Annotated in this window: 19 protein-coding genes and 1 pseudogene; 7 read left to right on the forward strand and 13 right to left on the reverse strand. The window is 63.8% G+C overall.

Going from position 1 to position 22,975, the window contains the following annotated elements:
• The first annotated feature begins 92 nt into the window (after positions 1 to 92).
• From V1280_RS40235 to V1280_RS40245, 3 genes are all read left to right on the forward strand, one after another.
• Positions 93 to 1,046 carry a hypothetical protein gene (locus V1280_RS40235; protein ID WP_334536219.1) on the forward strand — a complete coding sequence of 318 codons (954 nt, stop codon included), beginning with the start codon at positions 93 to 95 and terminating at the stop codon, positions 1,044 to 1,046.
• A 330-nt stretch (positions 1,047 to 1,376) separates the two neighbouring features.
• Positions 1,377 to 2,075, forward strand: coding sequence for a cysteine hydrolase family protein (locus V1280_RS40240; RefSeq protein WP_334536220.1), 699 nt, complete (start codon positions 1,377 to 1,379; stop codon positions 2,073 to 2,075).
• Positions 2,076 to 2,085: 10 nt separating this feature from the next.
• Positions 2,086 to 3,726 carry a regulator gene (locus V1280_RS40245; RefSeq protein WP_334536221.1) on the forward strand — a complete coding sequence of 547 codons (1,641 nt, stop codon included), beginning with the start codon at positions 2,086 to 2,088 and terminating at the stop codon, positions 3,724 to 3,726.
• 55 nt (positions 3,727 to 3,781) lie between these two features.
• Here the strand turns inward: V1280_RS40245 and V1280_RS40250 are convergent, their stop codons facing one another.
• Positions 3,782 to 5,713, reverse strand: a complete 1,932-nt coding sequence (locus V1280_RS40250) for a S9 family peptidase (protein WP_334536222.1) — start codon at positions 5,711 to 5,713, stop codon at positions 3,782 to 3,784.
• Between the two features lie 142 nt (positions 5,714 to 5,855).
• Positions 5,856 to 6,407 carry a TetR/AcrR family transcriptional regulator gene (locus V1280_RS40255; protein WP_334536223.1) on the reverse strand — a complete coding sequence of 184 codons (552 nt, stop codon included), beginning with the start codon at positions 6,405 to 6,407 and terminating at the stop codon, positions 5,856 to 5,858.
• Positions 6,408 to 6,443: 36 nt separating this feature from the next.
• Here V1280_RS40255 and V1280_RS40260 point away from each other — a divergent pair, with 36 nt between their 5' ends.
• A complete protein-coding gene (locus tag V1280_RS40260; RefSeq protein ID WP_442895193.1) occupies positions 6,444 to 7,376 on the forward strand; it encodes an oxidoreductase in 933 nt (310 codons plus the stop codon).
• 91 nt (positions 7,377 to 7,467) lie between these two features.
• A pseudogene (locus tag V1280_RS40265) lies at positions 7,468 to 7,800 on the forward strand (zinc-binding dehydrogenase); the annotation flags it as partial.
• A 72-nt stretch (positions 7,801 to 7,872) separates the two neighbouring features.
• Here V1280_RS40265 and V1280_RS40270 read toward each other — a convergent pair.
• The 10 genes from V1280_RS40270 to V1280_RS40315 form a co-directional block, all read right to left on the reverse strand.
• Positions 7,873 to 8,697, reverse strand: coding sequence for a carbohydrate ABC transporter permease (locus V1280_RS40270; protein WP_334536225.1), 825 nt, complete (start codon positions 8,695 to 8,697; stop codon positions 7,873 to 7,875).
• Complete coding sequence (locus tag V1280_RS40275) at positions 8,694 to 9,632, reverse strand: carbohydrate ABC transporter permease (protein ID WP_334536227.1); 939 nt, start codon at positions 9,630 to 9,632, stop codon at positions 8,694 to 8,696. Before V1280_RS40275 ends, V1280_RS40270 begins: the two co-directional genes overlap by 4 nt.
• On the reverse strand, positions 9,629 to 10,951 hold the full coding sequence (locus tag V1280_RS40280; RefSeq protein WP_334536229.1) for an ABC transporter substrate-binding protein: 1,323 nt from the start codon (positions 10,949 to 10,951) through the stop codon (positions 9,629 to 9,631). Before V1280_RS40280 ends, V1280_RS40275 begins: the two co-directional genes overlap by 4 nt.
• Before the next feature lie 78 nt (positions 10,952 to 11,029).
• A complete protein-coding gene (gene soxA, locus V1280_RS40285) occupies positions 11,030 to 11,809 on the reverse strand; it encodes a sulfur oxidation c-type cytochrome SoxA (RefSeq protein WP_334536230.1) in 780 nt (259 codons plus the stop codon).
• Positions 11,806 to 12,123, reverse strand: a complete 318-nt coding sequence (soxZ, locus tag V1280_RS40290) for a thiosulfate oxidation carrier complex protein SoxZ (RefSeq protein WP_334536232.1) — start codon at positions 12,121 to 12,123, stop codon at positions 11,806 to 11,808. Before soxZ ends, soxA begins: the two co-directional genes overlap by 4 nt.
• Positions 12,123 to 12,581 carry a SoxY-related AACIE arm protein gene (locus V1280_RS40295; RefSeq protein WP_334536234.1) on the reverse strand — a complete coding sequence of 153 codons (459 nt, stop codon included), beginning with the start codon at positions 12,579 to 12,581 and terminating at the stop codon, positions 12,123 to 12,125. Before V1280_RS40295 ends, soxZ begins: the two co-directional genes overlap by 1 nt.
• An 8-nt stretch (positions 12,582 to 12,589) precedes the next feature.
• A complete protein-coding gene (soxX, locus tag V1280_RS40300; RefSeq protein ID WP_334538534.1) occupies positions 12,590 to 13,033 on the reverse strand; it encodes a sulfur oxidation c-type cytochrome SoxX in 444 nt (147 codons plus the stop codon).
• Between the two features lie 192 nt (positions 13,034 to 13,225).
• Positions 13,226 to 14,509 carry an NAD(P)/FAD-dependent oxidoreductase gene (locus tag V1280_RS40305; RefSeq protein WP_334536236.1) on the reverse strand — a complete coding sequence of 428 codons (1,284 nt, stop codon included), beginning with the start codon at positions 14,507 to 14,509 and terminating at the stop codon, positions 13,226 to 13,228.
• Between the two features lie 44 nt (positions 14,510 to 14,553).
• Positions 14,554 to 16,740, reverse strand: a complete 2,187-nt coding sequence (locus tag V1280_RS40310) for a xanthine dehydrogenase family protein molybdopterin-binding subunit (RefSeq protein ID WP_334536238.1) — start codon at positions 16,738 to 16,740, stop codon at positions 14,554 to 14,556.
• A gap of 11 nt (positions 16,741 to 16,751) precedes the next feature.
• Positions 16,752 to 17,201, reverse strand: a complete 450-nt coding sequence (locus V1280_RS40315; protein ID WP_334536239.1) for a (2Fe-2S)-binding protein — start codon at positions 17,199 to 17,201, stop codon at positions 16,752 to 16,754.
• 315 nt (positions 17,202 to 17,516) lie between these two features.
• Here V1280_RS40315 and V1280_RS40320 point away from each other — a divergent pair, with 315 nt between their 5' ends.
• Complete coding sequence (locus V1280_RS40320; protein ID WP_334536241.1) at positions 17,517 to 19,136, forward strand: B12-binding domain-containing radical SAM protein; 1,620 nt, start codon at positions 17,517 to 17,519, stop codon at positions 19,134 to 19,136.
• 181 nt (positions 19,137 to 19,317) lie between these two features.
• Positions 19,318 to 21,510, forward strand: coding sequence for a hypothetical protein (locus V1280_RS40325; protein ID WP_334536243.1), 2,193 nt, complete (start codon positions 19,318 to 19,320; stop codon positions 21,508 to 21,510).
• 7 nt (positions 21,511 to 21,517) lie between these two features.
• Here the strand turns inward: V1280_RS40325 and V1280_RS40330 are convergent, their stop codons facing one another.
• Positions 21,518 to 22,906 (reverse strand): MFS transporter, encoded by a 1,389-nt coding sequence (locus V1280_RS40330; protein ID WP_334536245.1) that lies wholly within the window; start codon positions 22,904 to 22,906, stop codon positions 21,518 to 21,520.
• Between the last annotated feature and the right edge of the window lie 69 nt (positions 22,907 to 22,975).

Genomic DNA, 22,975 nt, shown 5'->3' on the forward strand with positions numbered 1-22,975 from the left:
TTGTGACAGTCAAGGGCATGGGCCTGCGAAGTCAATACGGCTAGCCGCATCCGTGGCGCTCCTGCTAGTCATGGCTTCGACCGGAGGACACCATGGCTGCAAGCGCATTCGAAACCGAGATCACAGAGACCGCCGAGGCCCTGATCGGGCCGTGGCGCCAGCCGCGTCAAATGCTCCACGCGCAAACTTACGACGCGCACGCCTCCATCCATGACGACGCCACCGCCCAAAAGCTCGGCTTCAAGGGCGGGACCATCGAGGGTCCCACGCATTTCAGCCAGTTTGCGCCGCTCGGTGCGCGGTTGTGGGGACAGGCGTGGTTCGAGAGCGGCTGCCTCTCCGCGCGTTATCGCAATGCCTGCTTCGAAGGCGAGGAGGTGCAGGCGATCCTGTCCAAACCTTTGCCTGGAACGAGCCAGTGCCAGATCCAGATGGTGAAGCGCGACGGCACCGAGGTGCTGCGCGGCTCGGCCTCGATCGGTGATCCGCAGGTCGCCACCGCGCTCGAGACGCGCCTCGGTGAGCTCAAGCCGCTCACGGACCCCGTCATCCTGCGTGAGGTGAAGGTGGCGCAGACGAGCAAGCGGCACGCGGTGCGGATGGCGTTCGACCAGAACATGGGCGACCTCTATCCATTCTCGCTGCGGCAGAAGCTCGCCGTCATCACCGAGAACTCGCCGTACTATTCCGGCGCGGAGAATCCATGGGGGCGAGCCATCATCCCGATGGAGATGCTGAGCGTCCTGTTTCAGTACCGCTCCAAGGACGATCCGCTGCCGGCGAAGGGACCGGCCGTCGGCCTGTTCGCCGACCAGGAAATTCGGCTGGTGAAGGGTCCGCTGTTCGTTGACGAGGAGTACGACGTCGAGCGCGAGGTCGTCGCGCTGTCCGGCAGCCGCCGCACCGAGAGTGCCTGGATCAAGACGCGTGTGTTCGACAAGGCGGGTGCGATGGTCGCAACGATGCTGCTCAACATGGCGACGCTGAAGGATTCTTATGCGCCGTACGAGGAGGAGCATCGGCGGCTGTATGGAGCGGGGCGCTAACGCCACCTTTGTCATTCCGGGGCGCGCGCAGCGCGAGCTATGATGCGCAATTGCGCATCGGAGAATCCATTTCACCGCATGTTTAGCCGCCGATGGATTCCGGGTTCGACGCTTACGCGTCGCCCCGGAATGACGACGGAGACCGCTCATCCTTTGAGCAAATGCACGTCGCAAAGTCGTCGCACAGCGAATAAGCAGACACGATCTCTTCCGATAACATTCTGATAGCGCAGCGAATTTCTCTGCGCTGCGCGTTCAATCGCTATTGTACACAATGGCACGGCGTTTGCAGAACTCCTGGCAACGAGAGTTCTCGCGGGGGCCTGCGTCATGTTGAACTCAACCAAGTCGACACTGGGCGTGATCAGCGCCGAGCCCGAGCCGATCCAGCTCGACTGGTCGAGCACCGCGCTTGTGATCATCGACATGCAGCGCGACTTTATGGAGCCCGGCGGCTTCGGCGAGACGCTCGGCAACGACGTCAGCCAGCTCGCGCGCGCGGTGAAGCCGATCGGTGCGCTGCTCAAGGCGGCGCGCGACACCGGCATGCTCGTCGTCCATACGCGCGAGGGCCATCTGCCCGATCTCTCCGATGCGCCGCCGGCGAAAGTCGAGCGCGGCGCGCCGTCCCTGCGCATCGGCGATCCCGGTCCGATGGGCCGCATTCTCATTCGCGGTGAAGCCGGTCACGACATCATCCCCGAGCTTTATCCGCTCGACAGCGAGGTCGTGATCGACAAGCCCGGCAAGGGTGCGTTCTACGCCACCGAGCTGACCGATGTGCTGGAGAAATACGGCATCGAGAATCTTCTGGTGTGCGGCGTCACCACGGAGGTGTGCGTCAACACCACCGTGCGCGAGGCCAATGACCGCGGCTATCGCTGCGTCGTCATCTCGGATGGCTGCGCGTCCTACTTCCCCGAGTTTCACGAGATGGGCCTGAAGATGATCAAGGCCCAGGGCGGCATCTTCGGCTGGGTCGCGGACTCAGCCGCAGTACTGGAGGCAATGAAGGTTTCGACCACATAGGGGTAGCATCATGAGCGCATCGACGGGGACGGCCGGCAAGTCCGCTTTTCAGCCGGCACTATGGACATCGGGCGACTGGAACGCGTTTTTCGGCTTCGGCACCAACATCCTCGTCAACATGCTGGTGCTCACGGGCCTCTTGCGCTTCGTGCTGAAGATGCCGGACAGTCTCGTGTTCGGCCGCATCCTGCCCGCGCTGGGGCTGATGATGTGCCTCTCCACCTTCTACTATGCGTTCCTCGCCTATCGTCTGGCGCAGAAGACTGGCCGCAGCGATGTCTGTGCGCTGCCGTCGGGCGTCAGCGTGCCGCACATGTTCATCGTCACCTTCGTGATCATGCTGCCGGTGACGCTCAAGACCGGCGATCCGCTGAAGGGCTGGTCGGCCGGCCTTGTCTGGGTGTTCTTCCAGAGTTTTATCCTCATGATCGGCGGCTTCATTGCGCCGTTCATTCGCAAGATCACCCCACGCGCCGCGCTGCTCGGTACGCTCGCAGGCGTCTCGCTGACCTTCATCGCGATGCGTCCGGCGCTCGAGATGTACATGACGCCGCAGATCGGTCTGGTCTGCTTCGCCGTCATTCTGGTGAGCTGGTTCGGTGGCGTGAAATATCCGAGGAGCGTTCCAGCCGGTCTGGTCGCGATCGTGGTCGGCATGATCATCGCCTGGGGCTCGAACCTGTTCGGTCTCGGCCTCGGCGGATTGAGCATCAAGGGCGTCGGTGATGCCTTCGCCAATTTCGGCTTCTCGGTGCCGATCCCGGCGGTGAACTATGTCTTCTCCGGCTTCGAATATCTCGGCGTCATCCTGGTCACCGCCATTCCGTTCGGCATCTACGATCTCGTCGAGGCCATGGACAATGTCGAGAGCGCGGAAGCCGCGGGCGACGAATATCCGACCACGCGGGTGCTGACCGCCGACGGCGTCGTCAGCCTGATCGGCTGCCTGATGGGCAATCCCTTCATCAACGCGGTCTATATCGGTCATCCCGGCTGGAAGGCGATGGGCGGTCGCATCGGCTATTCGGCTGCGACCGGCATCATGGTGGTGGTGCTGTCCTGGTTCGGCGTCATCTCGGTGCTGCTGGCGCTGGTGCCTGTCGTCGCGATCTCGCCGATCCTGCTCTATATCGGCATGCTGATGACCGCACAGGCCTTCCAGACCACGCCGTCGAAGCACGCGCCCGCCGTGGCGCTGGCCTTCACGCCGCATCTCGCCGCCTGGGCCAAGCTCCAGATCGACACGATGCTGGGCTCGACCATGAATGCTGCGGCGACTGTCGGCGGCATGGCGGCCGACAAGGCCGACGCGGTCAAGGCCGCGGCGATCGCAGCACTGCCGCAGCAGGGCGTGTTCTATCACGGGCTCGAAGTCATGGGCGGTGGCTCCATCCTCGGCGGCCTCATCCTGGGTGCGATCGGCGTCTTCATCATCGAACGCGACTTCGAAAAGGCATCGGCCTTCGCTCTCGTCGGGGCAGTGCTGACGTTTTTCGGCTTCATGCATGGCGAGGCCGTCGGCATCGGCGTGACGCCCGCGGTGGCGTTTGCTTATGCCGTGGTGGCGGCCGGCCTGTTCGCAGCCAGCAAGTTCGGCAGCACCGAGCATTATGCCGCGCATCCGGAGATGCACGCCGCCCCGGCGGAGTAGGCATCAGCCAGCCTTGATCGCGGCCGGGGGACACCATGTCGCCCGGCCGCTTTTTTCAGGCCACACCCAGATCGGACAGGATATCGGCCCCGGCACGAACCTCGTGACTGGATCCCTTGAAATCCTCGCCAACGGGCTCGGAGGCGCCGCCCAGATGCCGTGCAAAGAACGCTTCGGCAATCGCGAGATGGGAGAGCTGATTGGGCGGCCTCTGGAATCCGTGTCCCTCGTCTGGATAGACGATGTAAGTCACGGGAATGTTCTTCGCCTGCATGGCCGCCGCGATGCTGTCGCTCTCCGCGATCTTGCAGCGAACGTCGTTGGCGCCATGGAAGATCAGCATGGGCTTCTTGATATTGTCGACCTTGTTGATCGGTGAGCGTTCGGCCAGCAGCTTGCGGCCTTCCTCGGTGCGGGGATCGCCGTAGCTGCGATACATGAACTCGGCGAAGCCGGCCCAGTAGGGCGGCATCGATTCCAGCAGCGTTTGCAAATTGGAGATGCCGACCACCGGCACCGAACAACAAAACACGTCCGGCGTGAAGGTCGCGCCGACGAACGAGGCCAGTCCGCCATAGGACAGGCCGAAGATCGCGACCTTGTCTTTTTGCGCGATGCCTTCGGCGATCGCCCAATCGACCATGTCGATGAGATCGTCGTGCATCTTTCGCGCGTGCTCCTTTTCGCTCGCGGCGACGAACGCCTTGCCGAAGCCCGTCGATCCCCGATAGTTGACCGAAAGCACGGCATAGCCGCGATCGGCCAGCCATTGGTGATCCCTGCGATAGCCGTAGATGTCACGGCCCCACGGGCCGCCATGGACGATGAGGACCATCGGCAGCGGCCGGGGCGGGCGGGCGCCATTGATGTCGGCGGGCAGCGTGAGGTATGAGACAAGGGTGAGGCCGTCGCGCGACTTGCCCTGAACTTCCTGCATCGGCGCGAGCCGGTATGGCTTGAGCTCGGGTCGGGCCGTGAACAGCTCGGTCAGGGTCTGCTTGTCTCGGTCAAGGAGATGATATGTGACCGGTTGATCCGGCGCGTGGCCCGCCACGATCCATCGGCGGCCATCGTCGCTTTGGCTCTCAACATGAAACGCGTCGTCCGGCAGTCGCGCCTTGATCAGATCAAGCTCGGCCGCAATCGCAGGCGTCAAAGCCGTCCATTCCTGCCGACCGGGATCGATGCAGACGGCTTCCGGCTCGAAGGTTTTGGTATTGAAGATGGCGCCCGTCACGTCGGCGCGGTCGCTTCGATACAGGACGCGCTCTTCGCCACTCGACCAGTCGATCCGCAGCAGCGCCGACTTGTCGTGCTCCAGGCTCGAGCTCATGTGGAGGTGGTTGCATCCGGCATCGAACGTCCAGAGCCGCGTGCTCGTATAGGCCTCAAACGGGACATCGCGCCAATGCGTGACCTTGCCGTCGTCGAGGCGCCAAAGCCGCGTACCTCCGTCGGACGCGTTGCTGCGGGCGTGGCGCGGCCTCAGTTGCCAATCAAGCCCGACGTAGTCGAACTCCTGACGGTTTTCCCAGATCAGAGAGCGCTCGTCGGTTGCCAGATCGAGCAGAAAGGTGTCGTGCCATCGCGGGTCGCGATCGTTGAGATTGATCGCGATCTTGTCCGGCACGACGTGCGACCAGTAGGTTGGCAGCGCCCGGACGTTCGCGAAGGGCGTCAGATCGCGGAGCTCCAGGGTGCGCGGATCGACCACGAATAAATGCAGATTTTCGTCCCCGTTCTCATCGTTGAGAAACATGATGTAGCGGCCATCCGGGCTCCAGGTCTGCCAGTTGATCGGCCGGCCCCTGGTGCGCGTCACGGGCTGGCCTGCTGCAATGCTGTCGACCGGAGAAACCCAGACATTCAGAACGTCGTCGACAGGGGCGAGCCAGGACAGCCATTGCCCATCGGGTGACAACTTGGCGCCGACATAGGTTGGATTGCCAAACAGTTTTCGGCGCGGGATCAGGGGGCGAGCTGACATGTCGCATCTCTCTCGCGTTACAGACCCGGGACCGGGGAGGTTTTCGGTTTGTGTCACTTCAAGTAGCGCTACACGATGTAGCATAGGTGCGCGCGGACCGTCCGTCAACTCCACGTAGAAGCAGCGGCGCTGCGATGCGCGATCAATCGGCTAGCCGGTTCCTGGTGGCGCGAAGAAGGTCGTCCGATAGTTTGGGATCATTCACTGCCCGGGCGAGCACGAGTGCCCCGACCAGGGAGGCGGCCATTGCGAGCGCCTTTTCTTCGCGCTGGCGCGGTTTTAGCGTTGAGGCCAGTCGAGCACTCAGCAGCGCGATCATGCCCCGCACTCCGGCCGTGAAGCTTTCTCTCACGCCGCCGCTTTGGCGCGGCATCTCGCAAGATAGGGCCGCGAAAGGGCAACCGCTTCCCGGTTCGTCGCGGTGCCTCGCCGAGAGGTATTCGGAAAAATAGTCGGCCAGCGCAAATCCGTCAGGCACTTCGCGCCCTTTGGCGACGATGGCGTAGGCCACAGCTTCTTCGACGAGGCGGTCTTTCGAGCCGAACTGACTGTACAGGCTGCCATGGGTCATTCCGGCAGCGTCGGCCAGGGCGTCAACGCCCATGCCTGAAATACCGCGCTCTCGCATCAGGCGGGAGGCGGCCTCGAGAATCCGCTCGCGATTTTTAGCTGCTTGTTCCTTTGAAACGCGCATTTCGCTGATCCTCGATCCCGGTACTTGACAATTATAATGACGATCGTCATGTATATCAATGATTACGATCGTAATCAAAAATATTCGGGGCTGGCACCCTCACAGGAGAAGCTCGTGAATACGACCGACACGAAGATCGCACTCGTTACCGGCGCCTCATCAGGCATCGGCGAAGCCACGGCGGAGCGGCTCGCGCAAGCCGGCTACAAGGTGTACGGCACCAGCAGACGAGGAGCGCAGGGTAAGCGGTCGTACGAGATGATTGCCCTCGACGTGACCAGCGATGAATCCGTCGAAGCCGCCGTCAGCGAAGTGATGCGGCGCGAGGGTCGCATCGATCTGCTCGTGAACAATGCCGGTTTTGGCGTCGCCCCGGCGGGCGCGGAAGAGAGCTCGATCGAACAGGCCCGATCGATTTTCGAAACGAACTTTTTCGGACTGGTCCGGATGACGCGTGCCGTCGTGCCTCACATGCGACGCCAGGGGAATGGTCGCATCATCAACATCGGTTCCGTGCTCGGCTTTCTGCCGATGCCGTACGGCGCGCTCTATGCCGCCACCAAGCACGCTGTGGAAGGCTATTCGGAATCGCTCGACCATGAACTGCGCACGCGGGGCATCCGGGTCTCGGTCATCGAGCCTGCGTACACGAAGACACCATTCGACGCGAACTTCATGGAGCCGGATGCCAAGCTCGACGTATATCGCGAGGCTCGTGCGCACGTCACCAAACGGGTGAACGAGGTTATGACAACGGCTGAGGACCCCGGCGTCGTGGCCGACACGGTTCTGAAAGCGGCGAGCGTTGCACATCCGAAAGTCCGGTACGCGGCCGGCAAGCTCGCGAACCGCCTGCGGTTGCTTCGCAGATTTGCGCCGGCTGGTTTGGTCGATGCCGGGATCCGAAAGGACCTCCGACTCGATGTGGCAACCGCATCGCAACCGCCCCGCACCGCGCGTGCCTTCTGACCGCATGCGGTCGGTGCAAGCGCCTCCTGCTCATAGCGACGACCCGAAAACCCGACATATGCAAACATGAGAGCACTCGTCTTCGTCGCTTCGGATATTGAAGCCTGGGAGCGCAATCGTCTCTCTCGTCGGGCCACCTGACGCTGCATTCGCCCGTGCTCGCGGCATGAATGTCTTCATGGTGTTTCTGTTCGGGTTGCTGAGCCGCAAGATCATTCGGCGTGCCCAGGCAATCCGCGCCGCGTATTCGTTCCTGTTCGTACACCCGGACGGAGCCCAACTCGCGGAGCTCGGCGAGTTGCTCGGTGCCGGGCACATCCGGCCGGTGATCGACAAGGTCTTTCCGTTCGAGCAGGCAAGAGAGGCGCTCGCATGTCTCGAGACGGGGCGAGCCAAGGGGAAGGTCGTCGTCCAGATCCGTTGAGGACCCGTCAGCGTCCTGTCGCCCGAGCTGTTGTGACTGCGTGGCGCCGTCTTATAGAGGGGCGAGGAGCGATCACCCGCCCTTGACGGCGCCCGCCGTGAGCCCTGCCACGATCTGCCGCTGGGCGAACACCGTGAGCAGCAGCACCGGAAGCGTGACGATCAGTGCGGCGGCGGCGAGCGGTCCCCAACTCAGCTGATCGAACGAGATCATGTTGTAGACGGCGACGGGCAGGGTGCGGGTCTCGCGCCCGGCCAGCACGATGCCGAACACAAAATTGTTCCAGGAGAAGATCACTGCGAGAATGAAGGCGACCGCGATGCCGGGCTTGGCAATCGGCAGCGCGACGTGGCGGAACACCTGCCAGCGCGTGGCGCCGTCGATGAGAGCTGCTTCCTCCAGCTCCATCGGCGTGGTCTCGAAATAGCCGATCATGATCCAGATCACGATCGGTACCGTCACCACCAGGTGAATGATGATCTGCGGCACCAGCGTGCCGAGCAAGCCGAGCCACTGGAACAGCAGGAACAGCGGGATCAAGTAGGACAGGCCGGGCGTGATACGGGCGATCAGGATCACGATCGCGGATTTGTGCGCAGCCATGCGCGCGATGCCGTAGCCGGCGGGGACGCCGATGACGAGCGCGAGCACAGTCGCGCTGCCGGTCACGATCAGGCTGTTGACGAAATAGGTCAGGAAGCGGTTGGAGGCGAGCACGTCGGCATAGTTCTTCCAGGCGACATGCTCGGGGATGAACACCGGCGGGTAGGAGGCATTATCGATCTCGAATTTGAGTGATAGCGACAGCATCCAGAGGAAGAACAGGATCGCCGGCGACACGATGACGAGCACCGCGAACCACAGGCCGATCCTGCCGATGATCTGCTTCGGGCTCATGTGTCGCTCGCGATCTCGGTCCACAGCATGCGCTGGCGGGCGTAGAGCATCACCGCCGCAAGCAGGACAATGAGCAGGAAGAATACGACCGCGATCGCCGAGCCGTAGCCGAGGTCGTAATAGATGAACGCGACGCTGTAGAGATAGAGGTTGATCGTCTCCGACGCCGAGCCGGGTCCGCCCTGCGTGATTGCGAAGATGATGTCAAAACTCTTCACCGCGTCGATCATGCGGATCATGCCGGCGATGAACAGGAACGGCATGATCAGCGGCAGGGTGATGAAGCGGAACACCTGCCACAGGCTGGCGCCGTCGATCTGCGCGCTCTCGTAAGGTTCGGTCGGGATCGCGGCGAGGCCGCCGAGCACGATCAGCATGACCAGCGGCGTCCATTGCCAGGTCTCGACCAGCACCAGCGAAGGGATCACTGTTGCCGGGTGAAATACCCAGAGCTGCGGAGGGATCCCGACCAGCGAGAGCAAATAGTTGAGCACGCCGAGCTGCGGGTGGAACATCATGGTCCAGACCAGCGCGATCGCCACGGGCGTGGCCATCATCGGCATGATGAAGACGCCGCGCAGGAAACCGCGGCCGGCGAACTTCTGGTGAAACACCACGGCCGCGAACGTGCCGAACACGAGCGGCAGCAGCACCGACAGCACGGTGTAGACCAGCGTATGTCCGATCGCCTCGATAAAGCGGGGATCGCTGGTCAGCCGCAGATAGTTGGAGAACCCGACGAAGGTGGTCGCCGAACCGACCTTCCATTCGTTCAGGCTCATCCAGATCGTGAACACCCACGGGAAGATGATGATTGCGAGCACGACAACCAGCGCCGGCACCACGAACGGCCAGTAGGACGGTGGTCGCAATTCCTTCTCCGGCGCGGCATCAGACTTTGCCGCGGCCGGAGTCGATTGTATCAACGTACTCACGCCTTTTCGCTACGCTCCAGGATCGGCCGGTACTGGTCGTTGGCCTTCTTCAGTTCAGTTGCGGGGTCGGCGCCGGACAGGGTTGCTGTGATCGCCGCGCCGACGATGTCGCGGAATTCGGCGACCGGGATCACAACGGGCAGGCCAAGCTTGCTGATCTTGCCGGAATCGATCACCGACTGCAGCCACTCCTTGGTCTTCACGCCCTTCTGGACTTCGGGGTCATTCAGGATCGAGCTGCGGAACGGCACACCGCCGCCGGCCTGCAACAGCCGCGCGCCCTGCTGCTTCGAGACGATCCACTGGCAGAGCAGATAGGCGGCTTCCTTGTTCTTGCTCGCCGCGGCGATGCCGATGCCGTCGCCATAGGTGGCCGAATACTGCCCCTTCGGTCCGGCAGGCACCACGGTGTAGCCAACTTTGCCGACGACGCGCGAGGCAGCCGGATCCTCCAGCGGCGGCGCCCAGCCGACACCGTCGATCCACATCGCCGAACGTCCTTGCGTGAACGAGGCCATCGACTCCATCCAGTTGAAGCCGGCGACGCCGGGCGGAGCGACTTTCGTCAGCAGCGTCTGGTAGAGCTTGGTCGCCTCGATGGCCTCCGGACCGTCGGTCAGGATGTTGCCCTTGGCGTCGAGGAATTCACCGCCATAGTTGAGGAAGAAGTTGGTCCACAACGTCATGTTGGCGTTGCGCAAGCCGCGCCCAACGAAGCCGAAAGTGCCCTCCTTGGGATCGGTGAGCTTCTCCGCGGCCGCGACCATTTCGTCGAGCGTCTTGGGGACGGCAACACCCTTCTTCTGAAACAGCTCCTTGTTGTAGTAGAGGATGAAATAATCGACCGACCAGGGCAGCGACAGCATCTGGCCCTTGTCGTTCTTGGCGTATTGCAGGCCGGCGGCCGAGAAATCGCTCTCGACGAGGTCGGGCGCGGTCAGCGTCGGATCCTTCATGAAGGGCGTCATGTCGGCAAGCCAGCCGGCTTTCTCGAACTGCCGCTTCTGCACGTGATAGCTGATATGGACGACGTCGAAGCTCGGGCGGCCCGAGGTGAGCTCGATGACGCATTTCTGTCGCTGCTGCTGCTCGGGAATCTGCTCGGACTCGACCTGGATACCGGTGAGCTCGGTGAATTCCTTGACGTATTTTTGCAGATTATCGCCGCGCGGGCCTTTCGCGAGAATCACCTCCAGCTTGGTGCCTGCGTATTTCTTCCAATTTACCTCGGCGCGCGCCGGAAGCCCGGTCAGGCTGAGCGCGCCGGCTGCAGCGGTGCCCGTCAACAGCGTGCGGCGCGAGATCTTATGGTCAGCCACTTTAGTTCCTCCCTATGATTCAATTCTTTGGGGGGATACTAGCGACCGCTCCACGCCTGCCTAGCCCTAATTTGGGCGTTACGGTCGCACCGCTGGCGTTTCCATCGGCATACCGCGTGCGCGCGCCATCAGATAGAGCTCGAGCGCGACCAGCTCGGGTGTGCCGTAATCATAGGCCTGGGCGCGGACGCCGGTCATGCAGCTGCGCAACCGCCGCTCCAGCGATCCCAGCGTCTGCCATTCCAGCCGATAGAGCGGATAGCCTGTCGGCTGCGCCTGCGTGATCGGCGAGCCCGCGAGGCGCTTCTCAAAGTTGTCGTCGTGGCAATTGGTGCAGGCCAGGTCGAGCTGACCCTCGCGCTGCATGAAGAGATTGCGGCCTTGCTCGACGAAGGGTTTGAGTTGTGGATCGTCGCCGGCGGTGATTGCGACGCCGCGCGATTGGTGGGCAACGAAGGCAGACAGCGCCAGGATGTCGCGGCTCTCGTAGGGCAGCGGTTCCGCCTGCTGATGATTGGCGCGGCAGAGGTTGATGCGCTGGTCGAGCGTGACGGCGCGCGCCAGCGCCTTGTCGAAGGCGGGATAGCGGGCCGCGACGCCCTTCATGCTGCTTTGCGCATCGCCATGGCAGTCCGCGCATGCCTTGTCCGCGCTGCCCGCTTTCTTCGTCCACAGCGCCTCGCCGTCGAGCACGAACAGCATGCCCGGATTGGAGGTGTCGTCATCCTGCATGGCGCGCGTATCGGGGCCCATGAAGGAATAGCCGGAGCGGCGCGCATCGGGCGGGATTTCACCGGCGAGCAGGGCAGGGGCCGTGGCGACAAGCGCCGCCAGCACTATCGCGCGCGAAAAAATCATTCGACCGTGATCGATGCCGATGCGGTGGACGAATAGCCATTGTCGCCAATCCATTCGAATTCGAACTTGCCGCTCTCCTTGGCGACCGTGAAGAAGGACAAATACGGATTGGCGGCGATGGCCGGAAACAGATCGGCGCGGAAGATCTCGGCGCCGTTGTAGCGGCAGGTGAAGCTCGTGATGATGTCGCGCGGCACCAGCGCACCGTCCATGGTGCGGCGAAAGCCGGTTTCCATGATGTGCGAGGTCAGCGTGCGGATCTCGATGATATCGCCGCGTTTGGCCTTCGCGGGAACATTGATGAGCGCGGCCATCAGTTCACCTCCTCGGTGCAGGCAGCCAGCGTCACGACAATATCGGCTGCGACCTGCCAGAAGCTGTCGTCGGAGAGGCGGGCGATCGCGACCACCTTCTGGGTGTCGGCGAGCCGGATCCGCGTCGAGATCTGGGCACGGCCGGAAGACGGGTTCAGATAGAAATTACCGATGTTCGGCTGCGGGTTCTTCTCGTTGAAGACGTGGATGCTCTTGACGTAGTCGTCCACCGTCATCGGGCTCGCGACGCTCACCGTCATCGGCACCGTGTTGCCGTTCTCGACCAGCGGCGGGATGTCGAGCTTGACCTTGCCGGCGCGAATTGGCGCTTCGCCGACAACGTTGCGGATCGCGGTGTTGAGCATGGCCGGCGTTGCTTCGAGCGGCCGTAGTGTAACGATCGGGATGACCGTGACAGCGCCAGCCAGGCTCAAGAATTGTCGTCGCGTCGTTGGCATGACCAGTCCTAGTCCCGAAGTGTTGCAAGATAGGCGACGATGTCCTCGATCTCGGCGGCCGACAATATAGGCTTGCCGGCAAAACTGCGCCCGACGCGCACAAGACCGTCATTGCGATAATAGGACGGCATGATGGTGTCCGGGTTGAAGCGCGCGGCGTCGACCATCCGAAGCCGCAACTGGCTCACCGTCCAGCGGTTCCCCGCGCCGGTGAGATCAGGCGCGAGGTCGCCCTGGAACCGCGTTTCCGGGAAGGGGCCGGAATGGCAGAGGATACAGGTCGTCGTGCGCGCCAGCACCAGCGCGCGCCCGCGCGCGGCATCGCCGGGCACGTCCGTCAGCGATTTCGCGATGCCGTCGCCGACAATTTTGTAAGGCGCGAGTCCCTCGGCGCGCGCATTGGAGGCAAGTGCAACGCTGATGGTGATCGCCGCAGCGACAATCGATTGAATGTGAGACGAGAGATCGAGCCGCGGGCTCCTCTTACCTCTCCCGCTTGCGGGAGAGGTCGTCGCGCAGCGGCGGGTGAGGGCTCTTTCCTCTTGGGGGTTCTCGCGTGCGGAGACACCCTCTCCCCAACCCTCCCCCGCAAGCGGGGGAGGGGGCGCACCGTGAGTTTGGCGGCGGCTTGGTTTGATCATGACCTAGCCAAAGGTGTCCGCCGTGATGGTTTGAAACCAGCGCTCGGCCTCAGCCGCCTCGCGGGCGCGCAGTTCGCGCGGTGCATCGACCGGGCTCGTCGCGCCGCCCTCGACCTCGGCAAAGATGTCGCCTCTCGGCTGGTAATTGCCGGCGAGCGAGAAGCCGTAGCCGGGCGCGACGGTGTTGTAGCAGACGCCGGTCAGTCGTGGCGCCTCCGGCGCGCGGCCGGCGAGCAGGTTGACGATGGCTGCAGCGCAGGCCTTGCCTTGTGCGCTTGCGGCCGATGCCGATTTGGGAATGCCGCCGCCGAGGCAGGCGTCGCCGATGACGTGGACGTTTTTGACGAGCTTCGACTCGAAGGTGACAGGATCGATCGGACACCAGCCGGTGGCGTCAGTTGCGCCGGCGATCTCGGCAATGCGCCCCGCGCGCTGCGGCGGGATGACGTTGGCGACATCGGGCGTGTAGTTGCCGAACTCGGTGACGATGGTTTTGGTCGCGGGATCGACCGAGGTGACGCGGCCGCCTTGCGACAGGCCGATGCGCTCGATCATGTCGCCGTAGAGCTCCTTCCAGGCCTTCTCGAACAGCCGCTGCTGCGAGAAATTGTCCTTGGCATCGAGGATCAGCACTTTCGAGTGCGGCTTCCTGGTCTTCAAATAATGCGCGATCAGGCTGGCGCGCTCGTAAGGAGCCGGCGGACAGCGCGAGGGATTGGCAGGAATCGCGATGGCGACCGTGCCGCCGTCGTCCATCGCCTCCAACTGCCTGCGCAGCAGCAGCGTCTGCGCGCCGGCCTTCCAGGCGTGCGGCATCTTTTCCGATGCGGCCTCGTCATAGCCGGGCAGCGCCTCGAAATGGAAATCGATGCCGGGCGAGAGCACGAGGCGGTCATAGGGCAGGGCGACGCCATCGGCCGTCATGACGCTACGCAGCTGCGGCTCGATGGTGGTCACCGTCTGGCCGATCACGGTGACGCCCTCGGCAGCCAGCTTGTCGTAATCAAACTGCTGCGCTTCGATGTCGCGCAGGCCCGCGATCACCTCGTTGCTGAAGGGGCATGAGGTGAAGACCGCATTGGGTTCGATCAGGATGACCTGCAAGTCTCCTTGCGCGCGCTTGAGCGCGCGGGCGCAGGCCGCGCCGCCGAAGCCGCCACCGACCACGACGACGCGGCCTGTCGATTGCGCACGCAAGACCGATGGCCGCGCCAATGTCGCGGTCGCGGCGGTGATGCCGAGCACGGCAGTTCGCCGTGTCATCGGTCGCGTGGTCATGCGGATCATCCAGGCAAGTGCCGCGGCGGCCGTTATGACCGCCGCGGCTTTTCTTACGCGAAGCTGATGTTCTGGTCGCGCAGCGGCACCGAGCGGATGCGCTTGCCCGTCGCTGCGAAATAGGCGTTCAGCACCGCAGGCGCCGCAACACCGATGGTCGGCTCGCCGACACCGCCCCAGAACCCGCCGCTCGGCACCATCACCGACTCAACTTTCGGCATCTCGTTGATGCGCATCGAGTTGAAGGTGTCGAAGTTGGTTTGCTCGATGCGGCCGTCCTTGACGGTGCAGCCGCCGTAGAACAGCGCCGAGAGGCCATAGACGAAGGAGCCCGCGATCTGCCGCTCCACCTGTGCCGGATTGACGACGTAGCCGGGGTCGGTGGAGGCGACGATGCGAAGCACCTTGATCTTGCTGCCGTCGGTCACCGAGATTTCGGCGGCGCCGGCGACATAGCTGCCATAGCCCATCACCTGCGCAATGCCGCGATAGACGCCTTGCGGCGCCGGCGTGGTCCAGCCGATCTTCTCGGCCACCGCATTGAGCACCGCCAGATGCTTGGGGTTCTTGCCCAACAGCTTGCGGCGGAATTCGAGCGGGTCCTGGCCTGCGGCATGGGCGAGCTCGTCCATGAAGCATTCCATGTAGATCGCGTTGTGATTGACGTTCACGCCGCGCCAGAAGCCGGGCGGAACGTGCGGGTTGCGCATCGAATGCTCGACCAGGAGGTTGGGCACCGAATAGCCGAGCGCGGCTTCGCCGGATTGGGCGACGCCCTGGAATGCCGCCGGATCCATGCCGTTCTGCAGCGCGTCGGGGCGCACCGAGAACAGGATCGACTGCCCGGACAGGCGGTAGTGCAGCGCGACCAGATTGTTGTCGGCATCGAACGCGCCGGTCAGCTTGCACTGGGTGATCGGGTGATACCTGCCATGCGTCATGTCCTCTTCGCGCGACCACAACAGCTTGATCGGCGTGCCCGGCATCTGCTTGGCGATCGCGACGGCCTGGCGGACATAGTCCGTCATGCCGCGCCGGCCGAAGCCGCCGCCGAGCATCACCTTGTGCACGTCGCACTTCTCCGCCGGCAGGCCCGAGGCCTCCAGCACCGCCGCGAAGGCCGCCTCGCCATTCTGCGTGCCGCACCAGACCTCGCATTTGTCCGCGGTGTAGAGCGCGGTGGCGTTCATCGGCTCCATCGTGGCGTGGTTCTGGTAGGGATAGTTGTAGACGGCCTCGACTTTCTTGGCGGCGCCGGCAATCGCCGCCCTCACGTCACCATTCCTGTTGCCGACATAGGCCGGCTGCGCGTCGTCGAGACCCTCGGCCAGCCACTTCGCAATCGTCTCGCTCGAGACCTTTGCGTTGTCGCCTTCGTCCCAGACGATCGGCAGCGCTTCCAGCGCGGTCTTGGCGTGCCACCAGGTGTCGGCAACCACCGCGACTGCGCTGTCGCTGACCTTGACGATCTTCTTGACGCCTTTCATGCCGGTGATCTTGGCTTCGTCAAAACTCTTCACCTTGCCGCCGAACACAGGGCAATCCTTGATCGCGGCGTTCAGCATGCCCGGCAGCTTGATGTCGATGCCATAGACCATTGTGCCGGTGGTCTTGTCGGCGGTGTCGAGCCGCAGCAGGCCCTTGCCTACGATCGTCCAGTCCTTGGGATCCTTGAGCTTGACGTCGATTGGCGGCGTCAGCTTTGCCGCGGCCTCGGCGACCTTGCCGTAGGTCGTCGTCTTACCCGAAGCCTTGTGGGTGATGACGCCCCTAGCCACGGTGCATTCGGACGCCGGCACTTTCCATTCATTGGCGGCGGCCTCGATCAGCATCACGCGCGCGGTCGCGCCACCCTTGCGGACATAATCCTGCGAGCCGCGGATGCCGCGGCTGCCGCCGGTCGAGAAATCGCCCCAGACGCGCTTGCGGGCGACACTCTGGCCGGGGGTCGGGTATTCGGTCGTCACCTTCGACCAGTCGCATTCGAGCTCCTCGGCGACGAGCTGGGCGAGGCCGGTGAGCGAGCCCTGGCCCATCTCGGAGCGGGCGATGCGGATCACCACGGTGTCGTCGGGCCGGATCACGACCCAGGCATTGACCTCGGGCGAGCCGTCGGCCGCGCGGACCACGGCGGGGCCGCCGAAGGGGAGGTCGAGGCCGATGGCGAGGCCCGTGCCGACAGCAGCGGTGCCGATGACGAAGGCGCGGCGGTTCATTTTGGGAGAAACGTGCTTGTTCATGTGTCGGCTCCTCAGGCGCTTGCGATCGTGTGGATCGCTTCGCGCACCTGCTGGAAGGTGCCGCAGCGGCAGATATTGGTGATGGCCTCGTCGATGTCGGCATCGGTCGGCTTCGGCTTCTCGCTCAGCAGTGCCGCCACGGCCATAATCATGCCGCTCTGGCAATAGCCGCATTGCGGGACGTCCTTGGCAATCCAGGCCTGCTGCACCTTGTGCAGCGTGCTGCCGGAGGCGAGGCCCTCGATCGTGGTGATCTTTTTGCCCTCGGCCTCGGCGACCGAGATCCCGCAGGAGCGGGTGGCGACACCGTCCATATGGACGGTGCAGGCGCCGCATTGTGCAATGCCGCAGCCGTATTTGGTGCCGGTGAGGCCGGCATTCTCGCGGATCGCCCAGAGCAGCGGCGTGTCCGGCTCGACGTCGAGCGTGAAGGTTTTTCCGTTAATTGTTAGGTTTGCCATCGCAAGTCCCCTGATTGGCCCATCCACCGATGGACTCAGGGGCGCAATGTGTCCGGCAAATTGGAACTGTTCAAATCAAGAGTCTGAGGGGTAGCCATGGAAGATTTCGGTGGTCGCGGGAAGATTATGGAGCGGTCGGTGTTGTGCGCTCGCTGAGAAAACCATCTCGATGCCCAATTCACGCCATCTCCCTGAACGCCAGGAACACGGCCTCAGGCGACGTCGGGGCCCGATGGGTGAGCGACAGTATGTCCTATTTGCCGAGATGCAAGACGACGGCGCTTTGCTACACTGAGGCGACGCAAAAGGAGTTCCATGAAGGTGCCGAGCCCCTGCAACGTGCTCATGCTCTATCCGCTGTTTACGGCGGAGTCCTTCTGGAGTTTTGGCGAGTCCTGCAAGCTGATGGGCGTCCGGCGGCCGGCTGCCCCCCTCGGCCTGATCACCGTTGCGGCGATGTTGCCGGCGAGCTGGACGGTGCGGCTCATCGACTGCAACACGCAAACCTTCGGGGACGACGATCTCGCCTGGGCCGACGTGGTCTTCACCGGGGGCATGCTGCCGCAGCAGGCCGATACGCTGCATCTGATCGACAGGTGCCGCGCATCGGGCAAGCCGGTGGTGGTCGGCGGACCCGATCCGACATCTAGCCCGCACGTTTACGCAAATGCGGACTTTCGGGTGCTCGGCGAAGCCGAAGGCGTGATCGACGAGTTCATCGCGGCCTGGGATAGCGGCGCGCGGGCCGGCGTCTTCACGGCGCCTAAATTCCAGGCCGACGTCACCAGAACGCCCGTGCCGCGCTTCGACCTGCTCAAGTTCGAGGACTACCTCTATCTCGGCGTGCAGTATTCGCGCGGCTGTCCGTTCACCTGCGAGTTCTGCGACATCATCGAGCTCTATGGCCGCGTGCCGCGCACCAAGACGAATGAGCAGATGCTGGTCGAGCTCGATCGGCTCTACCAGATGGGCTATCGCGGCCATCTCGACTTCGTCGATGACAATTTCATCGGCAACAAGAAGTCGCTCAGGCTGTTCCTGCCGCAGCTCGCGGAATGGCAGCGCGCGCATGGCTATCCCTTCGAATTGTCGACCGAGGCCTCGGTCAATCTGGCCGACGATCCGGAGCTGCTGGAGCTGATGGGGGAGGCCAATTTCTTCGGCATCTTCGTCGGCATCGAAAGCCCGGATCCTGCGACGCTGGTTGCGATGCGCAAGAAGCAGAACACGCGGCGCAACATCGCCGAGAGCATCCACAAGATCTACGGCGCCGGCATGCTCGTCACCGCGGGCTTCATCGTCGGCTTCGACACGGAGAAAGTCTCGATGGCGGAGGCGATGATCGATTTCATCGAGGAGGCCGCGATTCCCGTCGCCATGGTTGGTCTGCTCTACGCGTTGCCGAACACGCAGCTCACGCGCCGGCTTGCGAAGGAGGGCCGGTTGCACGCGGACCATGATCTGGCATCCACGACAGGCGGCGACCAGTGCACCGGCGGCATCAATTTCGACCCGGTGCGCCCGCTGCGCGATATCCTGATGGACTACAAGACGGTGCTGGAGCGCGTCTACAGCCCGGCCGCCTATGCGGGTCGTGTCGACAAGTTGATGACGCTGCTCGACCGGTCGAGACAGCGCCACGAGCTCGCCGAGGGCGACATCCGCGCGCGGGTCGGGGCGATGGAGACCGTGCACCGCGTGGTCACGGCGATCCCCGAGGCCCGCGGACCGCTGTGGCAGACCTTCATGAATTGCGCCAAGCGCGACACCTCCTCGGCGCGGATCGCGGTGCAGATGATCGCGGCCTATGCGCATCTCGGACCGTTCTCGCGCAAGGTCATCGACGCCATCGACGCGCGCCTCGCCGCGCTGGATGAGCAAATGCCGGTACCGGTCGTCGCTGACGGCGCGACCGTAGCGCGAAATCTGACCTGACATCCCGCCGAAATTCCCGGCCGCGGTTGTGGGCCCCTCGCTTGACAGCGCGACAACCTGGGGGCGATCGTCGTCAGGTTAACACCGGGGCGCCATCGATTGCGGCGATCCTCGCGAATTTCCGAGCCTATCGGTCAGCAAGACCGGCATTGCGACAGGAATAGCTTTAGCGGAGTGCGGCATGTCCAGGAAGCTGATCGGCTGGTCTGTCGCGGCGATTGCCGCGATCTTTCTGATCCTGAATTATCTGCCCTCGTTCGTCGCCGACTCCCTCTACAAGAATGTCGACGACATCACCGATGGAGAGATGCCGGCCACCGTCACCTCGTTCGAATCCGGTCCGGAGGTCGTCAGCACGATCGGCGGCAGCGGCGAGGGACTGAACTGCAGTCTTCCCGCGCTGACCAACATCTTCTTCGATAGCAGGGACGACAAGGGCAGGCGCCACCTCGTCCTGCAGCGCTTCCGGCAGGCCTGCGTCTTCCACGACCTCTGCTACCGCCACGGCCTCGCGACCTACGGCTATAACCAGAACGATTGTGATCGCATCCTGCAAAATGCGGCGTTCCGGCTGTGCACCTATATTCGCAACGGCAGCGGGACCGGCAGCGCGACGCGTTGCCAGACCGATTCGAAGATGGTCCTCGCCGGCGTCAGCATGGGCGGATACAACGCCTTTCGCGGCTGGGATCGATCGACCTATTTCGAGTTCGAATCCGATCCGTTCCGCTCTGACGGCTTCCAGGCCAGCCGCGTGGTGGATCACCCGTTCAAGGCCGTCGATCCCGCCAAATATCGCAGCGATCCGGATCAGGTCATCCTGTCCTTCGAGAACGTGCGATCGGACATCGCCGTCACCTGCATGACGTGCGGAAAGCTGCCTGTGTTCGAGTACACCCAGGATCCGAACGAGATCGACGCCGAACTGCAATCGGTGGGCGTGACCAAGCTGCCGGAGGCACTGCTCAAGCGCGAGCCGATGCTGTCGGAAACTGTTCCGATATGGCTGCCGCCGCGCCGCCATCATGCGGCGCCGCATTTGCTGGTCGACAGCAAAGGCAAGGATCATCTGATCTGGATGAGCCGGAACAATCCGCAGGACACCATGTCCTGCATCGTTGGTGCCGACGCCGCGCGGATTCTCACCAATACCTTGCCGAAGCGGGACCTGTGCTCAAAGGACGCCGAGTCGTTGCTGACAATGGTGGAGGTCGACATGTTCGCGACCTCTCCACTGCCGATGGAAATTCCAGGTGCGCCTGAGCCCATCTACGCGACGGCCATCAGTCCGCAGAAGACGGTCGACAACGATCTCAGCTTCTGCTCGCGCTCGGCATCCCGGGCGGTCGATCAGTCCGGCAATGACGACCGGTCCAGATGCATCAACTTCACTGGAGAGGCCGTCACCAAGGGCGCAGCGCTTGGCGCGTTCCAGGATTTTCCGGTCATTCGTCCCGGGCAGCAGATCGTCTTCGCGCGGGACGTCGATCAGCGGACAAATTCGGCGCTGACGGCAATCTGGCAGCGCGCCTTCGGCGATACCTATTCACCGGGTGGTGCGCTGCTCGTGATCGACGTCGCGCCGCCGGCCACGCCCAAGGGACCCGCCGCGGCCAGCCTGAAGAAGATTGTCCGGTTCAATATCGACGATCGCTTCGACCCGATGATGCCGATCACGCGCAAGGTCGACGATCTGCGCTTCCTCAGCCTGGAGGCATCGAAAGAGACCGTGCGCCTGCGCATGATCGATTTCGCCAAGGACAACCCCGCCATCGGCAGCGTGCGGTTGACAATGGGCGGCGGCGATGTGGAGCTGGATCGCTCCTGGGCCGCAAGACCCTTGATGGTGCTGGAGACCAGGGACGCTCAACCCAGGACGAAGCTGGTGTTCTCGCGCGGCGAAATCGCGACCGATCCCGACAAGCCCGCCTCGCCGGGGGCGACGACGGAAGTACTGACATTGCAGACGCTGGTGTTCGAGCGTGACGCGGCGGCGCCTTCGGATGCGCCGTTCTTGAAATCAGCCGGCGCGGTTTGCAGGATCACCTATGAGTTCGCAGCCGGTCATACCGACTGGCCATGCTATCGCGCCTTCGATCCAGATCGTTCGATGCGGGCCTCGCCGGCGGCGCGGATGCAAGCGTCGCAGATGCTGGTCGGGCATTTCTCGAAAGGCGCCGGACACGGCATCGCGTTTCCCGATGCCTGCCTGAAGTCGGAGCCGATCATCCTGGCGCCGCAGGGCGCTACGTTCACGCCCGTGAAAGACGCCGCTGGTTGGGACGGTCCACCAAAGCTGAAACGGACGATCACATGCGAGCCGCTCGATACGGCAGCGATCGTGAGCCGGCCGATCACCCAGAAGGCGCAATAGAGCCGGCCTACTTCACCGCCAGCCGCAAAAAGCTCATCACGCTGCCAAGTGCGGCAAAGCCTGCACCCAACGCCAGCGCGACGGTCGCGCCGTTGTGACCGGCGAGCGCAAAGCACGCCGCGGCAAGCGCCGCGCCGGTCGTCTGCCCCGTCAAACGCGCGGTGGCGACGATGCCTGATGCGCTGCCGCCGCGGTGTGGCGGCGCGCTCGACATGATCGCCTTCATGTTCGGCGCCTGGAAGAAGCCGAACCCCATGCCGCAGATCATGATCCGCCAGACGATGTCGGGAATGCCTGGGTTCGCCGGAAGCAGCGCGAGCAGCGCCATGCCGAGGCCGAGCAGGATGAGGCCGATGCCGCCCAACAGGCCGACCGGATGGCGATCGGAGAGGCGGCCGGCGATCGGCGCCATGATGCCGACCACCAGCGGCCACGGCGTCATGAAGAAACCGGTCTCGACCTGCGAGCGGCCGAGCACGTCCTCGAAATAGAACGGCAGCGAGACGAAGGCGAGGCCCTGCACCGCGAAGGAGCAGACGGCCGTTGCCGCCGACAGCGCGAACATCGGCCGGCTGAACAGGTCGATCGGCAGCATCGGCGCGGGATGGTCGGCGTGACGGCGCGTCAGGATGAAGCCGAGCGCGAACGCCGTGACCAGTTCGACGGCGACGATGACAGGCGACAGATTATGTGCGGCGCTGCCGATGCCGGTGATGAACAGGCCGAGGCAGGCGGCCGCGAGAAGCGCGCCAGGGAAATCAAAGCCGTGATCGGCGCGCGGCGTCTTCGGCAGCATCGCAAAGCCGATGCCGGTTGCGACGAGGCCGAACGGGATGTTGACGGCGAACAGCCACGGCCACGGACCGACCGCGAGGATGGCGGAGGCGATCGAGGGGCCGAACGTGAAGGCGGTGGCGACCACCAGCGCGTTGTGGCCGAAGCCGCGGCCCAGCATCCGGCCGGGATAGACGAAGCGTACCAGCGCGGTGTTGACGCTCATGATACCGCTGGCACCCAGGCCTTGCAGCGTGCGCGCGACCAGCAGACTGTCCAGCGACCAGGCGACCGCGCAGAACAGCGAGGCGATGGTGAACAGCACGAGGCCGCCGAGATAGATGCGCTGGTGCCCGACGATCTCGCCCAGCGCGCCGAGCGGCAGCAGCGTCGCCACCAGCGCGATCTGGTAGACGTTGACCACCCAGACCGACTGCTCCGGGCTGACATGCAGATCGGCGGCAATGGCGGGCAGCGCGATGTTGGCGATCGCGGTGTCGAGCGAGGCCATCGCCAGCGCGGTGAAGATCGCGGCAATCGCCCAGCGGCGCTGCTCGGCCGGCAGGCCATCGGCAACGGGATGATCGGGCTCGCGCGCAGCGGCAGGTAACGTGATTGTCATTGCCTTGCGCGTTCTCCGACAGCGGGGCTCGAATGGTCTTTCGGCATGTACTACGCCCCACGGCGCTTC

Source organism: Bradyrhizobium sp. AZCC 2230 (assembly GCF_036924495.1).
Lineage (GTDB): Bacteria > Pseudomonadota > Alphaproteobacteria > Rhizobiales > Xanthobacteraceae > Bradyrhizobium > Bradyrhizobium rifense.